The sequence below is a fragment of the Paenibacillus borealis genome, assembly GCF_000758665.1.
Classification (GTDB): Bacteria; Bacillota; Bacilli; order Paenibacillales; family Paenibacillaceae; genus Paenibacillus_AQ; species Paenibacillus_AQ borealis.
In genome coordinates this window covers 2,885,316-2,902,219 of the sequence record NZ_CP009285.1, presented here as the reverse complement: position 1 = coordinate 2,902,219, position 16,904 = coordinate 2,885,316, and the positions used below count along the sequence as shown (strand labels likewise).

The 16,904-nt window shown below is 50.3% G+C and carries 5 protein-coding genes; 1 reads left to right on the top strand and 4 read right to left on the bottom strand.

Translation table 11 applies throughout. The features are described 5' to 3' along the window. Positions 1–3: 3 nt before the first annotated feature. The 4 genes from PBOR_RS11975 to PBOR_RS11960 form a co-directional block, all read right to left on the bottom strand. Positions 4–7,818 (bottom strand): S-layer homology domain-containing protein, encoded by a 7,815-nt coding sequence (locus PBOR_RS11975; protein WP_081972009.1) that lies wholly within the window; start codon positions 7,816–7,818, stop codon positions 4–6. Next, entirely contained in the window at positions 7,819–13,371 is a 5,553-nt protein-coding gene (locus PBOR_RS11970) for a hypothetical protein (RefSeq protein WP_167549534.1), read from the bottom strand. A gap of 485 nt (positions 13,372–13,856) precedes the next feature. Further along, positions 13,857–14,510 (bottom strand): deoxynucleoside kinase, encoded by a 654-nt coding sequence (locus PBOR_RS11965; protein WP_042135585.1) that lies wholly within the window; start codon positions 14,508–14,510, stop codon positions 13,857–13,859. Then, on the bottom strand, positions 14,507–15,130 hold the full coding sequence (locus PBOR_RS11960) for a deoxynucleoside kinase (RefSeq protein ID WP_042211854.1): 624 nt from the start codon (positions 15,128–15,130) through the stop codon (positions 14,507–14,509). The genes PBOR_RS11965 and PBOR_RS11960 overlap by 4 nt, the downstream gene beginning before the upstream one ends. Before the next feature lie 234 nt (positions 15,131–15,364). Here PBOR_RS11960 and PBOR_RS11955 point away from each other — a divergent pair, with 234 nt between their 5' ends. Next, entirely contained in the window at positions 15,365–16,891 is a 1,527-nt protein-coding gene (locus PBOR_RS11955) for a stalk domain-containing protein (protein ID WP_042211853.1), read from the top strand. Positions 16,892–16,904: the final 13 nt, after the last annotated feature.

Genomic DNA, 16,904 nt, shown 5'->3' with positions numbered 1-16,904 from the left:
CTGTTATTGCTTAGCTGTAATCCATTGATCAAGTCTGATAGCAATGGCTGCCGCCTGTTCACGCGTAAGCGGACTGGACGGATTCACCTTGTTGCCTTCCCCAAGGATAATGCCGTTCTTGATGCTCAATGCCACTGCTTGTCTTGCCCATGCCGGAACTTTATCTTTATCGGTAAAACCAGCCAGAATTGCTGTTACTTCTGCATCACTGAGCTCACTGCCCGTTCTGACAAGGTTGAGCAGTCTGCCCAGCATCGTCATGGCTTCAATCCGTGTCAGCGTATCCTGAGGCGCATACTTGCCGCCTTCAAGTCCGGTGACAATAGCCAGCTGTGCAGCAATGGAGACGCTGCGGTTATACCAGCTGCTGCTGCCGACATCACTGAAGCCTGCAGAAGGTGCCTGTTTGTTCATCAGACCTGCAACGCGCAGCAGAATCGTCGGATATTCTGCTCTGGTAACTTTGCCGGTCGGATCAAAGGTATCTGCAGATTTGCCTAAGACGAACAGCTTAGCAGATGCTGCTGCAATACCGTCCTTGCCCCAGCCTGCAGGCATATCCTTGAAGTTCTTCTGATTGCGGATGAAGTAGAGGCTGCCTTCTCCGGTCAGTTGCACATTCACTGCCGTACCGCTGCTGTCCAGCTTCCATGGTACGGTAGTCCAGTTACCGGCGGCATCCTTCAGCACGATTGCTGTAATTTCGGTTGCTGCAACCGGCGAAGGAATAGCGATCTTGGCGGCAAGTGCGGGAGTCCAGCTGCCTGCAGGCAGGTTAGCCGTAACCGTAACACCTTGTCCTGCTGCCAAAAGTGTGAATCCTTGCTGATCGGCTATGGTCTTCATGGCCTGCTGATCTGCAGTGCTGTTCTGGCCAATGCCCACCACAAGCTCACCATTCAATGCGGTAAGATTCTCAGGTTCAAGAACCAAACGGCCCATAGGAACCTCGATAATCACTTTCTTCTTCGCTGCTACGGCCTGCTTCACAACATTCTGATCCACATGGATGCTGAATGCACGAGCAGCCGGATCTGCGGAACTAACCGTGAGATCGCTGCCCGCTGCGGCTTCTTTATCCGTAATCCGGATTACCGCCGTAAGCCCATTCCATTCAGTGACAACCGGCTGTCCGTTAACAGTTACTTGTGCGGCTGTATCTGGTGCTTGCTCTTCCACTGCGCCCGGTGTGGCAGCTCCGCCGCCACCGCCGCCACCGCCACCGCCTGCTCCAGCACCGCTGCTGGACCATACTGTTGCTGCAACCTGACCCGCTGCTTTAACCAGCTTATCGGTAGATGTCCGCTTAGCGAGCACGATTACATCACCGTAAGAAGCGCTGATTATGCCATCCAGCGGAAGGAGCGGCCACGAGCTGACATTATCATCGAAGGCCGGCAGCACAGCGCCGGAACGATAAACCTTATAAGCAATCTGCTGTCCGGTCATATCCCCGGAGGAAGTCATTGTGATCTTGGTACGGCTACTGTCTGCATAAACATAAGATGTGCTGGCTGCAGTGGTACCAAGCTTCTCTGGTTTCGGTACGGCTACTGTTGCCGCAACCATGCCTTTGAGCGTTACATCCTCGGACACCTTATACTCTGCTTCAATTAAGCTGGAGCCTGTGGCAAGAGCCGTAACACTGCCGTCTGCCGACAAGGACACCGCATCGCCTACAGTAACTGTATAAGTCAGATTCTGCAGATCCTTACCGGTAATCGGCTGGTCCTTGAATTTCGGCTTGCCGGTAATCTCGTCCTTGCCATCCGAAACCTTGAGATAAGCCTGAATATTGCCTATTTGTCCTGGCTCCAGGTTTTTCTCCACTCCCTTAAGAACCAGGGCAACCGGAACCTTGTAGCCTGCGTTTGTAATATCTACAACCGCTGTGTTCTGATTTTTCGCTTCATCTGCAGCCACAATGTTGAGCGCTACAGAAGGCTCATCAGAGTCAATCTTCACTGTACCCTTGAAGTCACCAGTCAACGGATTCACCGTGATTGGCGTAGTGACATCATAGGTTCCGTCCGGCTGCAGTATCTTTCCTTTATACTTCACTGCAAGCAAGGTTCCGGTTGTTGTAGTCCCGGCTATGTTGACCTCTCCGTTCTCTGCCCGTTCACCCGTTACCGGCTGATCAAGATAGAGGACCGGTGCGATCGTGTCCACAGTCATATACAGCATCGTGACTGAGATATCCTTGGTCGTCATGTTTCTGGCTCTCAGTTCGAGCGCAAACGGCCCGTCTGTCTGGAACTGGTCGAGATTCAGGACGCCTTCACTTCCGCCGCCAGCCTTGTTCGTCAAAGCTACCGTTCCAATGGATTTATCAGCATTGAAAACTTCCACCGTTACATTGGACTGGTTTGAAGTGAGCGTCAGCTTCTGCTTCGTTTCACTTGTCAGCAAGTTAATGTAGTTTCCGGTATCCTGCACCGTACCTGATCCGCTTGCCACAGTAAGCTTCGGCAAGCTTGGAACCGGCAGCAGCTTCTTGCTGCTGTTCTGGTGCTCAGCATAGTGATAGTTCTGATTCTTGTCCGCATCTTCAGTTGGAACTGTTGCGGCAGTGACACCGACAACATACTCCGTTCCAACTTCCAGACCGGTATACTTCACCTTGGTCACATCCGTAACCGTTCCTTCCAGGCTGGTCGTATTCACTTCATCTGAAGTGGATAGGGCCTTCCAGCCTCCGATCAGAATACCTTCATATTTACCGGTTGCTGCATTCCAGTAAGGCTGAAGTTCATCTTCGGTGTACAAAATTTCGCCAAATGGAGCATAAGACTCCAGCTTGCCGTTCACTTGGGCCTGAGCATCAATGACGAAGCTATGCTCGTAAGCGTTATGTCCCGCTTTTTTGGCTCCCGGCTTGAAGGAGAGCGAGAACAGTCCGTTACCGGCAGGTACAACCGAGACGTCACTAACAACCTGCGGTGCAAGCGGATCAATGAGCTCGAATCGCTGCGGTGAAGTCTTCGTGCCGAAGGTAGCGCTGGATTTCAGCTCGGCCCGCAGATAGTAGTTGCCTTGTCTGAGCAGCCCGCGGATATCCTCGGGATTGCCCATAAGCGTTACATTCGTTACATCAATTACCGTACTGCCGCTGGTTATGCCACCACTGACAGAACCCCCGGCACCAACCGGCACATCTTTGGCAATCAGCATCCCCGGATCTCCCGGTGAGAGCACCTCTTGCCCATCCACGATAGTCTTTTCTGTTGTTACCGCATCTTCCGCCAGATACAGATTCACTGTATCTCCTTCTGCTGCATTCGCAACTTTCCAGGATGCTGTGAATTTATTGACATTCGAGCTATCCTTCGCGAGATTTACTTCGCTGAGCTGAGGCAGGGTTGGAACATTCATCAGCTTGGTTTCTACAGCCGAGACTGCAGTAAGCTTCCAGGTTCCGCCTTTTTTGGCCTCATTCTCAGGAATAATGATGTAGGCTCTGCGGATATCCACTTCAGCATTAAGCTTGGATGGATCCGGTGATACATCACTTGCAGGAATATATTGTGTAAAAGCATTAGCTTTAGGATTAGGCTTGTCCGGATTCGCAAAGGTTTCGAATACCACCGGATAATCCTTGCCCGCTGCATCCTGCAGCTTAAATTCCGGCATATCCTTACTGCTGTATTCCATTTCGATAATGGCATTACCGGTTGCAGCCCCCATAGGAATCTCATGGATTCTGCCGCCGTTCTTGACCGTAATGCCGCCTACGCCGACATTCACCGATCCGTTCTCAACAATTTTCACACCCTCTGCTACTTCACGGTAGATAATTTCCTGATTCTCTTCCTCAGCAGCAGGGGCGGCCGAAGTGGCAAGAGTCTCTACCCCTTCACCAATAACCATCAGGCGCGGTCCATTATCGGGATCATCCACTACGAGTTGGATCATACCTTCCGGCAGCTGATCTGTTGAAGTGCCGAACTCTATGCCCCCACTCCAGTAGTAGGTAATACCCAGCGAGATGAAGAGAATGCCGATACTGCCCCATACCTTATCATTGTTGACCCCGAGGAACATACTGGACAGCGGCATTCCACCGACAACCGGTACACTATTCGGGATCTGTACTTTGGAGCCGATATAGCCTTCAAAGTCAGTGCGGTTCTTCTCCAGATTCTGTCCGACGAAGATACCGGCCTTGCCGATGATGATATCCCAGCCGCCGATATCCATTGCCGCTTCTACACGCACGAACCATGGAGTTACCCATTGCGCCTCGAGCAGTGCTTTGGTCAGCATCGGAAGACGGTCATCCTTCTCAGCTTCTGCATCCGCGGAGAAGTCAAGCCTTCCTTCGATCTTGAGGCCGGTACGCTTCACCGTCAGGTCAACATCCCCGAAGAAGTACGCCGGGGCAATCCCGAACCGCATCCCTACGCCAGCTTCAATCGTCAGCGGGAACGGGTCCTGCGCCGTGCCGCCGGCAATGGTATCCGCCAGCTCGCGCACCGCACCGCGTACAGCGGTCAGATAGGTTGCACCGGTGACAATAATACCCGGAGCCGGCAATTCAGCCCCAAAGGCGATTACATCTGGAAGAATCCGGCCGTCTTTTACCTTTTTGAGCGAGAATTCAATCTCCACACCCAGCATGTTCTTCAGCTGTGCCGCGAACTCCAGGCCGTATTCATTACCAACTCCACCGCCCTGCACAGCATGCTTGATGGTAACCTTGCCGCTGGGAGCGTCCGGACCTTTCTTCTTATCCGCGTCTTTCTTCTTATCCGGTCCGAACAAGCCCATCTCCTGATTCAGATCGAAGCCAAGTGAGGCATCTACGCCATAGAAGCCTGCGCTGTTGAATATTACATTCTTAATTTCTGAATTAATGATCTTCAGGGACAGCGAACCGCCGAAGGATATACCATTCTCTCTCAGAATGAAATCATTGAAGGAGAAGCCGAAGCCGTCAATCGCGAAGCTTGGAGCCCCAAACAAAGACTGCTTGTTGAAGTACACATCCCCGATCATGACCTGGCGCAGCGGATTCAGTCTGTCGCCCACACCGCCGATGGCCCATTTCAGACTGCCGTTCTGGCTGTCGTCTTCCGGATTACCGTCATTGCCTTTATCTTCCTTACTGCCTTCTTCCTCTTCATCGTCATCCTCTGGCGTCTCCACCTTGGACGGATTGTAGTTCTCATCTCCAAGGGATTTGGAGAAGCCGTTGAAGAAATCCAGCGTCCATTCGCCCTTATGGAAGACGAACCCGCTGCTCGCTACACTGAGCGTTCCGTCACCCTTGATGAACAAGGTATCCAGGAAGGGAAGATCGCCCGGAAGGCTATTTCCGAAGATGTCCAGCTTGCCGCGTACAAAAGCCAGATCCTTGCCTGTATATGCAACAGCATCATTAATAATTGCCGGTTCTGTCTTGGTATCCACGATGACCTGCTCTTCTTCACCCGTGCCGACCTGCTTGATCATTCCGCGGACCGTAACCAGAACCTCACGGTCGAATTCCGGGTCCTCGGATTCTGCTTCTTCCTGGAAGGCTTCAAAGTCCTCTTCTGTTGCAAACAATTTGTAGGCATACAGTGGAGTCTCTTTGAGCGCTTCATCATCCATGAATTCACTGATATCAAATTCAGGATCAACCGCCTTGCTGGCTGCTCCGAACAAGGCCTTGGTCTTCTTATACTCGGTGACAGCAGAGTACAGGAACGAGCCGTTCTTGAATGGCTCACCCGGGAACAGCGAGTTCAGCTGATCCAGCAATTCATCCTTTACAGAGGCGCCGTTCGCGAGGCCGCTGATATCCACAGCTTCCCTGTACACAGCCATAACTCCGGCTTCACGGATCCGCGTCTCATCATTATCTGTAACCAGGAAGGATTGCGGGGTAGTAATATCGTAAAGTGCTGCTACTTCCTCGTCGCCTCCGGCATCGCCTTTATAGTCGATCTCAACTGCGTATTCACCCAGCGGCAGCTCAGGTCCCAGTCCGGATTCCAGCACATTGCCGCCTTCATCAACCCGTTCCCCGCCGCGGTAAGTAATCCGCATGGCACCTGAGAAACCATCGTCTGTAGGCTGCATAACCACTGCATCCTGCACATTCACCTTGTACCGGCTTCCGGATACCAGATCCTTGAGGTACAGGTCAAAGTTCGGTGCTGTGGTTGCATTGCCCGTATTATAGGCTTCAATGTTCGACAGATTCACAGTCAGATATTTCACATCTGAGCTATACAGCTCTGCCGGTGACAGAGCGTATGAATACGTAGCCGTTGCTTCGCCTACCGGCGGCAGCAGAATGAAGTTTGTACGGTTCGACTCATATTGGGCTTTGATGCCTTCATCCTCAATGCCCTCAATCTTGCCCTGTGTTTCCGGGCTTCTCGCGGAAATCATGTAATCCCGCGTTACCGGCCAAGGTCTGCCTTTAGCCTGAACACGGAAAGTCGCAGTGATGGCATCACCCGGCTTGTACTTCGGCTCAATTCCCAATGCAGCTTCCTCAGGAGAGGCTGACTTTTTGAATTCAAGCATTTTGCTGCGGTCATTCTCCAGGACAGGATTGCCACTTGCGTCCATGACGTCTTTGCCGCTCTCATCCTGCCTGACGAAGCTGAGGTCGCTCTCCAGCGTCATCTCCACTTCGATCTTGGAGTGCTCCATATTGTAGGCCTGCAGATTCTCAACCTCTGCAGTGATTGTGAAAACTCCGTTGTCCTCGTACTTCGACGGAACCGTCTCTCCTTCTTCCAGATCCGCCGTAGCCAGCTGCTGAACCTGATCTACATAACGGATCGAGAATACTTTATCCGGAGCGGTAATTTCTCCAAGCCCATAGACAGTCTCGAAGCTCTGGAAGCCTCCGGCTGCCAGCTTCTCCGGGTTCCAATAGAAGGCGACGGCGGAGTCCGCCGTGCCGTAATCATTGGTATCTCTAGTGAAGTCCAGGTTGGGATGTACTTGATAATCCCATTTCGTATTCGCCAGGCCGTTCCAATGCCCGACAATCATTTCATCCACAATATTAATGTTCTGTTCGGCAAAGTTATTGAAGCCGTAGGCGACGACATTGGTTGCCTGAGGATTCGTCAAATCCAGCTTGTCGCGCATTACCCAGTAAGAAGGAATCTTGAAGTAAGCTCTGTCCTCTTCCGGGATTCCGGCATCATCCTCCGGATTATGCACCAGCTTCCGCTCTACCTGCAGCGGTGACTTGTAAGCTGTGCCAATCTGGAACTGCGGCCCGTCGTTTCCGCCGACCATCGTATCCAGCAGGATCCGGCTTCCGATCTCAACCTGCGCATTGCTCCGGTTGTTCACTTCATAGCGGATGTTGACATTTCCGGAATTGACAGCATCCTTGCTGTCGGTGTAGAGCATCAGAATCTGCTTAATCTCTACGCCTTTAATCTTCCAGATCATCTCCAGCTGCTTCGTGCCATTCGAATTCTCTACCACCTTGGGTGTAGTAGTCTCTGAATAATGACTGTTGTCAAACTTGTACTTATTCCCGTAAATATAATCGGTTCCGTCAATCCGGAACGTCGTGAACGACGTTTCCGGATCATCACCCTGGAACAGCAAGTTTACGTTGTTGTCATTCTTGCGGATGGGCTGGCCATCCACGGTCCGGATCCCGTAGCGTCCGGTTTCATTATCCACAGTAACCTTAATAAAGTTATTCTGTACAACGGTTGTCTTTGTACTGCTGGCCGCCTCCACAAGCGCATGAAAGCTCTCGGAGGTGGACAGAAATACCATGATTATTGTGAGCATGAGCGCGGTAGCGCGTTTGAGCAGCTTCACCATGTATTCCCCCTGTTTATCGTTCATTTATTTCATATTGCCAATAAAGAAGGTGGCAAATTCGCGGTCCCGCTCCTGGGTTCTCACAACAATGGTGTACCAGCCTGTTTTCGGGAAGGTGACTTTAAATTGACTGCTCACAAGTTCGTTATAGGTTAGCTTCTGCTGCACAAGCTTCAGCTGTCCTTCACGGTACAAACCAGGGTAATACAGAATATCAAACGTTCCTGCCTGGTTGACCTTGTCTACTCCGGCTACCTTCATAATGTTGTAGCCTGATACCTTAAAGGTAAGTGTATTGGTATTGAACAGTGCAGACTCTCCGGAGGATGCCGAGATTAAGGTATCGTTACCGAAGATCAGCAGTCCGCCATCCTTCACGACCACCACATCCTGATAAACAACCGTCTCATTCCCTACTTGGTCAACCGCCGTATAAGCTACGCGCTGGCGCCCAAGCTTGCTCAGATCCAGCCCGCTGATTGATACCTTCACGTTACCTGCTTCCGATACATTATCGGAAACTGTGAAGCCGCCGAGATCTGCGCGGAAGTTAAAGTCTTTCTTGTTCTGGACAATACCTGCTGTTTCGTTATTCAGTGTCAGCTCAGGCGGTGTGTTATCAAGACCCGCTATTGTAACCGGAACCTTGTTCACATTGCCCAGAAGATCCGAGATGGCGACTACCGCTGACCCGCTGCTCTCAAAGGCACGTGAGTAGCTGAACGTTCCGTCAGCTTTACTGATCTGATTCGAATACGCCGCTCCGTCTGATATTGGTCTTACTCCGAAGAACATTTTATTAGGTGCTGTTACGCTGCCGCTAAGCGTAACCTTCACTTTACCCTTGGCATATTTCTGTCCGCCGATCGTAACAATCTGATCGGCCGGAACCGCTTTGCCTTCCGCATCTACAAAGGTGTAGGCAATTTTATCTGCTTCAGGCGGTGCGGAGAGAATATTCGTAACCTTCTCTTTAATAACCGTCGTATTGCCGTACTCATCTACAACTGTGAAGGAGGCTGTTCCATTCTCAGTCAGTGTAATGCTCTTGGCCTGACTGATAATGTTAATAGCTTTAGCCGAGGCATCTGCCTTCTCAACCGTTACTGTAGTGCCGGTGGAGAATAGTACATTGCCGTCATTATCCTTCACGGTATTGAAGGTGCTGCTGCCGTTCAGGCCATATTGGTAGGAACGGACCACTTTCACCTTCGGAGCTTCTTTGTTAATGTTCTTTACCGTGGCTTCGACGGTATTTGTATTCCCGGCCGCGTCCTTAATCTCAAAGACGAAGGTACCATTTTCCTTGAAGGTGTAGGCATTTTTGCCGCCATTGTTCGTAATCGTTACAGGCTCAGAGGTGCTCTGAAGATAAGCAACCACATTACCGTTCGTACGCTCCATGTTCGAGTATTCAACCGTTCCCTCTGGAGGCGTACCGTCAATATTCTTCACAACCAGATACAGGGTATCTGTCCGGTCCGGATCACTGAGATCGGTCAGATCAAAGCTGTAGTAGCCATTCTCATAGATTTTGAATGAATTTCCGGTCCGCACAGGCACCGAAGGGTTAATCTTCGAAGGCATCACACGGATACCCGGCGGCAGCGTGATTTCAATATCTGCCCCAACCGTCGCATTTACCGGACTGTTCACGCTGAGCGTTGCAAGCGCATAGACTGGCTGTTCGGTTGTAGAAGCGCCTTCGATATCAAGCTTGGCCGCTTCACTGATCAACCCGCCCGGTGTTCTGTACTTGACCCACACCTGCAGCTGCGTCGGATCACCAGTCGGAACCTTCACGGCTACGAAGTTGGTATAAGGCTTCCAGTTGATCCAGCTTGCACCGTTATCAGGTGATACCGAATATTCATACCCCGTTTTGTCCTCTGTCTCGAGGCTCAGCTTCACAATTGCTGTGTAGCCATCCTCTGTATCACCGGACAGATAGATGAGAGAAGACTTCGCATCGGATACAGGTGCCTCCGGTTTGGAAGATGCTGATACCTTGAAAGTTCCTCCGCTTGCCGTCACAGAGCTGTTGCCTGCCCCGTCAACCGCGAGTACATATAACCGGTATTCAGCAATTTGTCCCGCGTCCAGCGATTTGTCGTCTATGGACACCGAACCTCCTGCCGGAACGTCCTTCCATTCTGTAGAAGACTCTGTAGGTACTTCTGCACCTGTTTCTTGTTTGACCCATTTATATTTGCTGACAAGTCCTGTTTTGCTATAGAATTCCGACACGCTGATCCGCGTCTTCTGCTGCGGCAACGGGTAAGCAATAGCATCTGGGCTGAAATACACCACCGGTGCTTCATTGTCAAAATAATAGGCTTTCGAATAGTAATACGTTCTGTCGCTGTGCTTCACCATAAGATGAATGTATTGCGTTCCGTTCAGTTCAGATTTAGCCGGAATGACATAGCTATAGGTGGCTTCACTTACAGAAGCATTAAGTCCCATCGCTGCCAGCTTGGTATCCGTGTTATCTTCTGTTGCCTCCGCTGCGGCTTCTGCTGCCGGTTCAGTGGCGCCTGCTGAAGCAGCAGGTGTAGTTGCCGGCTCGGCACCGCTCTCTGGTGCCGGTAATGATGTCAGTTCAGGCTGAACCGGTCCTTCGGACAGGAGCTTAAGGATAGCCACCGGTCCGATGTTTGCCGTAACTTCCGATTCTACCGGAGTACTCGGCTCTATTGGAGCTTCAGGCTCAGCAGATTCCGCTCCGTCTTCAATCACTTTCTTCTCAGACAAAGGTGATATATCCGATGCCTTGGCAGCATCCAGTCCGGTGAATGAACTGTCCTCATTTGGATGAATGGAGCTGCTGCTGAAGGCATAGCCCACATAATCCGGTGTCACTCCGCTGATCTGGAACATGACATCATGACTCTTAACATAATTAGGATTAGCTTCCGGTGTGAACTGTGTCGGAATCGCTGCCTCCGAGCTCACAACAACAGCTCTTTCCTGTGGTGTCTTGATCGTCTCGTTGCCGGCATTGTCGAGTGCCTTAAGATAGAGCCAGTAAGAGCCATCCTCATCAATATCCTCATAGGTGGACCGGGTTACGGTATTACCGGAGTAGGTAGTATCTGCCCACTTGATGTCCTGTGGAGAATCCCCGTCCTTCACCCATTGATACTGCACACTCTTGACTCCGCTATGCGGGTCCTTCACAAGAGCTTGTACAGTGGTGTTGTCCTCGGCAGCCATTGTAATGGCAGGTCCCTGGTTGTCCAGCTTCAGGATGCCCACTTCATGGGTCCAGTTGGAATCGTCCTGTTTGAAATCGTCCACTTTCCAGACACTCAGGTCGCCGTATTGTCCAACAGCTGCCAGTGCCTGATTGTCAGCATAGAACACTTTATCTGCCTGCGAACCCGGTGCTTCTGCGATCCAAGCGTCATACTGCGCCTGATGGCTCGCCACATAAGCTTTTTTCTTCTCGTACTGCATCAGTTCTCTGGCAGAATCCCAGGTCATATCCGCTGTCCAAGTGTGCAGATACCATTCCCCGCTGTTTCCGGCCTCGAACGCTTCAGGCGGAGGAGAGAGCAGGTTGGTCTTGTTATTCACTACAGACAGCTGCACATTCTCGAATTCTCCAGGATACAGCTCTTCCGACGGCTGTTTGGCGGAGAGCGCGTAACGCTTGAGTGCCGCGTTATTGTCTCCGGATACAGAAGCAAACGGATCCGCTTTATCCTGACTCCACCAGTAGTAGACAAGTCCAACAGAAGGCGATGCTTCCGCACTCATATTGGAAGGCCGGTAGATTCCGCGGCTCGGCCGTTCTGCACCACGGTCTGCTTCAGTCGGATCAAGATGGGGTACTTTAATCGAAGGATCATTGGCATCGATCGTTACCTTACCTTTTTTCGAATAGGCTACATCACTCGCGCCCTGTGCCTCGAACCGGTAACCGATAATCGGTTTCGTATTGTCGATGAACAGGTTCGCCCAGTCAATCTTAGAGTTGGCGAGCGAGAAGTCACTGCCGTAAGGTTCAATTTCTTCTTCATGTATTCCATCGAAGTTAGCGGGCTGAATCATCAGGTTGCCTGCGTAATCCTGGATAACATCCGTATCCATATTGATAGGCAAACTGCCGCCCTTGGCATCATTAGATACGGCGACGGCCTTGAGCAACGGTGTTTCCACAGTTAGTCCGTCAGGCACTGTCATACGGAAGCTCCAATTTCTTGTATTCTTGCCTGCAACATAATAGGCTTTCATTCCGTTATTGAAAAGAATAAAGGTTTTCTTCTCATCCCAGCCGGTTTTGGCAATCGCCTCTTCCGTCATCTGCAGGGTGAAATCAATAACATCTCCCTTATTCAGCGTAACGCCGGTCAGAATCTCCGGTTGAATGCCGTTAGCAGTCTTGGAATACTTCGGACGCACCGCATCCACGATGACGCGGAAGCCGCCTCTGTCGAAATCAAACGGGTTTCCGCTTTTATTGTTCAGCCATGCATTGCTGCCGCTGCTCGGTACAGTGTTGAGATTTACAACTGCTTTATTCCCTGCCGCATCACTGAGCACGGCTTCTTTCAATTTATTATCCAGCGACAGATCCATCGGTGCTCCGCCGGTGGTTCCCCCGGTAATTAGCGGTCTCAGGGGAAGATTGCTGCTGTTATGAAAAGGAACTCCTGTATACCTGTAGGAGATTATTTTCTGATAAGAAGTTAAATTGCTGTTATTAAAGGATGTATTCTGCAGATACTGCTGCTGTCCGGCAGCCGGAAGTCCGGTGTCCGGATCATTAATGAACAGCTTGTGCCGCAGGAAATAATCGGAGTTCGCTGCCACTACCGAAGTCGGTCTGACCGGCTCGCTGAAATTGTAGCTGAGCGTGATGTTCTCATCTCTTTTGACGTACAGCTCTTTCTGATTAATATTCTCGTTCAATCGTTCTGCACCGTTGCCGGTGAAGGTATAGCTGTCAATGACGGGACGTTTGAGATCCTGGAACTTGAGGTAGAATCCGCGTACTCCCGCTGCTTCACCATCGTCATCCCCTTCGCCATATACCCATATTCTAATGACAGAGTCAGGTTTAATTATCGCCTTAGCTGATTTGTTATATCTCTGACTGCTGCCGGTTCTTTCATTAATAATCTTTTTTCCGTCGATGCTCACTTCAATTGCCGATTGACGCGTCCATAAGAACCCAGAGTGACGCCGCAGCACTGCAAACCCTGTAATCATCTCGGCATGTCCGCTCAGCGCCATTTCCTTCAGAATCGGATTGTCGGCTACACGAACCTCAAATGTGACTGTTGCTTCATTATCATCTACACCGGCAAAGATATCTCCCTTGGCCCAATCATACTTGGCGTCTGCATCCGTCTCAGTCTGCTTGAACCCTTCCACCTGGTTATTGTAAAAGTTAATAAACGTATTCTCTGCGGGGTAGGACAGATTCCCGATGTGTGCCCCGGTTCTAAACATGACCTCAAAATCATCACCCGCAGCTTCTGCCAGGCCACTAAAGGAACCGGGTATTAACGACAACAACATGCTGAGAATCAAACTTAGCGAGGTATATTTCTTCAATCTCCTGCTCATTAACAATGTGATGCTCCCCCTTATTCGTTCATCATTTCCTGTCCGGCGTGTAGCAAGATTCGCTGCAGTTTCTATTAGCTCCCTTAGCTCCCGCATTCTCCTTTCGGCTTGCCATCCCGCGGACCAAAAACAATTAAATTCTATTTACTGCAATTATCATATCTGCGATCCATTCTATCAGGCAGCTCTAAACAAACTCTTAACAAATCTCGACAAAATCCGTTTCAAACGGCCCCAAATAGGGTTAATACACTCGAAAAGTGAAAAATGTCCCGATTTTTCTAAAAAAATTGTCCTGAATAACAAAAAAACGCATAGAGTTTTCACTCCCATGCGCCTTGCCCTTGCTCCAACCAACACACGCTAGATTACACGCAAAACATCCTCACAACATAAAATCTTTTAAAAAAAAAGCAGCCCCAGATGAACTGGTGCCGCTTTTTTACATTACTATATCTTATAAACCATCCGCTTAAATAAAGTCCTTATTTCCCCACCGGAGCCCGGCCAATCGCCGCCCCCACCTTATGCAGGATATCCGCCATAGAGGCAGCATCCTTCACATCATATTCATCAATGTTCAGCCGCAGCACCGGGCAGGCGCTGAATTCGTTGATCCATTGGGAATACCGGCCATGCATATGCTCCCAATAAGATACATCGGTCTGAATCTCCATTTCGCGTCCGCGCTCATTGATCCGGGTCAGAATCGAAGGCAGACTGCCTTCAATATAGATCAGCACGTCAGGATGCGGGAAATATGGCGTCATCACCATAGCCTCGTACAGGCTGGTGTAAGTTTCATAGTCGGTCTTAGACATCGTGCCTTGATCGGCATGCATTTTGGCAAAAATCCCCGTGTCCTCGTAAATCGAACGGTCCTGCACGAACCCTCCGCCCAGCTCGAACATCTTCTTCTGTTCCTTGAAGCGCTCCGCGAGGAAATAGATCTGCAGGTGGAAGCTCCACCGCTCAAAGTCATGGTAGAACTTCTCCAGATACGGATTATGATCCACCTGCTCAAGTGACGTCTGGAACTGCAGGCGTTCCGCCAGTGCTGCGGTCAGGGTCGATTTGCCGACGCCCACTGTACCGGCTACCGTGATAATTGCATTGTCCGGGATATTGTATGAGTTCATTTCATAAGCTCCTTTAATTGTTCCGCGATTGCGGCGAAGTCTTCCGGGTTCTCTACAAAGTCGACCTTGTTGCCATCGATGGTAATAATGACCGTAGAGGGTTCGCGGCGGGCCAGTGAAGCCATCGCATCGTCATAATCCTCGATCAGCTGCTGCAGGTACGCAGGCGCAATGATCTCTTCGAACGTACGGGCACGTTTGGCAATTCTGGCCAGCAGCGTATCGAGATCGGCTCGGATGTAGAAGATAATGTCCGGCTTCGGAAAATCATCGGTCAGGATATGATAGATCTCCCGGTATTTGTCCCGTTTCGATCCCTTCAGTGTCCGTTCCCCGAAAATCAGATTCTTATAAATATGATAATCCGAAATGACCGACTTACCTTTATCTATGTACTGGGTCGTAGTGTCTTCAAGCTGCTTAAACCTGTTGCAGAGAAAAAACATCTCCAGCTGGAAGCTCCAGTCGTCCATATTCTGATAGAACTTGTCCAGAAACGGATTTTCATCCACGATTTCTTTAATGACCGGAAGCTGCATTTCGTTTGCAAGCATCGTGGCGAGGGTTGTTTTACCGGCTCCAATTGGACCCTCCACGGCTATAAAAGGTGCATGTTTCATTAACGCTGATTTCCTCCTCAAATACGGACAATGCCGGGTACAGCTTATTAAATTTCGGTGCACAAATCAATTTCCACAAAAAACAGACTAAATCATTGTAACACAGGAGGAGCGGCTATGAACGGTTAATTTTCAAAGAAACTTTCCGCCCTAGTACAGCGTCTATATTGAAGGAAATATATTCTTTTATTTACCTATATCAGTAAAAATAAAACAGGGATAAAGGGTGATTTTATGAAAAAAAGTAATCTGCTTCTGAGCTTAATCATGGGTCTGACCGTGATTTTGAGCATTGCTCCAGAGACCGGCTTAGCCGCAAGCACCTCAGGAATTGCTTCTTACGGAGCCAATTATCTGATTAAGGATGACGGTTCCCTATGGATCTGGGGTGATACCAAGTCCGTACCTACGCAGGTGCAGGGATTGAGTGATGTACAAGCTTCTTTCCCGCTATGGAATGGCGCGCTGGTAGTTACCAAAGATGGCTCCGTTGCGAAATGGGAGACCAACGACCGGACTATGGGAATCGAAGTGACTCCAGTCGGGGAAATGAAGAATATGACCGCATTCTATGGCCTGGACTCCCGCCGTTTCGCTGTCACTGGAGAGGGTAAGGTATACACTGCCGTTACAAGGTCTGACGGAGCGGAAATGACTGACTTTTCACTCCTTCCAGGCATTGAAGATGTAGCTGCTGTCTCCGGATACTTCGATAATATTGTAAACACCGACGGGCAATGGCAGGGTGACTTGCGGCGCTTCCTTTTCTTAAAAACAGATGGCTCGGTATGGGCTACCTTCGATGAATTCGCTTCCTTCGCTCCTATTCCGAATCTTACAGATGTCGTGAAGCTTGAATCGGATTATGCGCTAAAAAAGGACGGCAGCGTCTGGACATGGCCAACCGGCAAAGATTTTGAACCCAACACTACCGGCGATCCTTCCATGGTAATCATCTCCCACATACCTGCATTGTCGAAGATTAACATGATGCGCAGCAACGGATACAGTAAACTGGCCATCGACGGACAATCCCGCCTGTGGTTCTGGGGAGCAACAATTACGGGTTCTTCCGATGGAACTACATACACGGATCAACCCGTTCCTATCGTTCTCTCGGGAATCAGCAAGGTGACCGATGCCTACATTGTTGAACGTTCTATCGTTGCGCTGACCTCGGACGGTAAGGTGTATACGACGACCATTGATACGACCAAGATGTCTCCGAATGCTAAGTTCACTCTGCTCACTTCCGATGTTCAGTCCATGAAGGGCGGCGGAAGACATATGATTATGCAAAAGAAAGACGGAACGCTCTGGGGCTGGGGTGTGAACAAGAATGCTCAGCTCGGATATGGCACCTATGAATTTAATTACCCTGCTCCCGTCCCGATGCAAAAACCGGTCTCCGTCACCCTGAACGGCGAATCCGTCGCCTTCACGAACGGGGTAATTACCCGGAACGGGCAGAATTTCATTCCACTGCGCTCGCTGTTCAGCAAGATGGGAGCCACAATCGGCTATTCTATGGATAAAGTAGCAACTATCACCGGCACCGCGGAGGGCAAATCCCCACTATCGATTGCGATCAATACTGCGAGCGGAGCCACGACAGTTAACGGTAAAAGCATTACGCTGCTTACCCCGCCTTTTGTAGTCAATGGTACAGTCTATCTGCCGCTTCGCTTCATCAGCGAACAGCTCGGAGCTACTGTGGAGTGGCTGCCGCAGGAGAGCCGGATTGCGATAAGTATGAAATAGGAGGGGCAACATT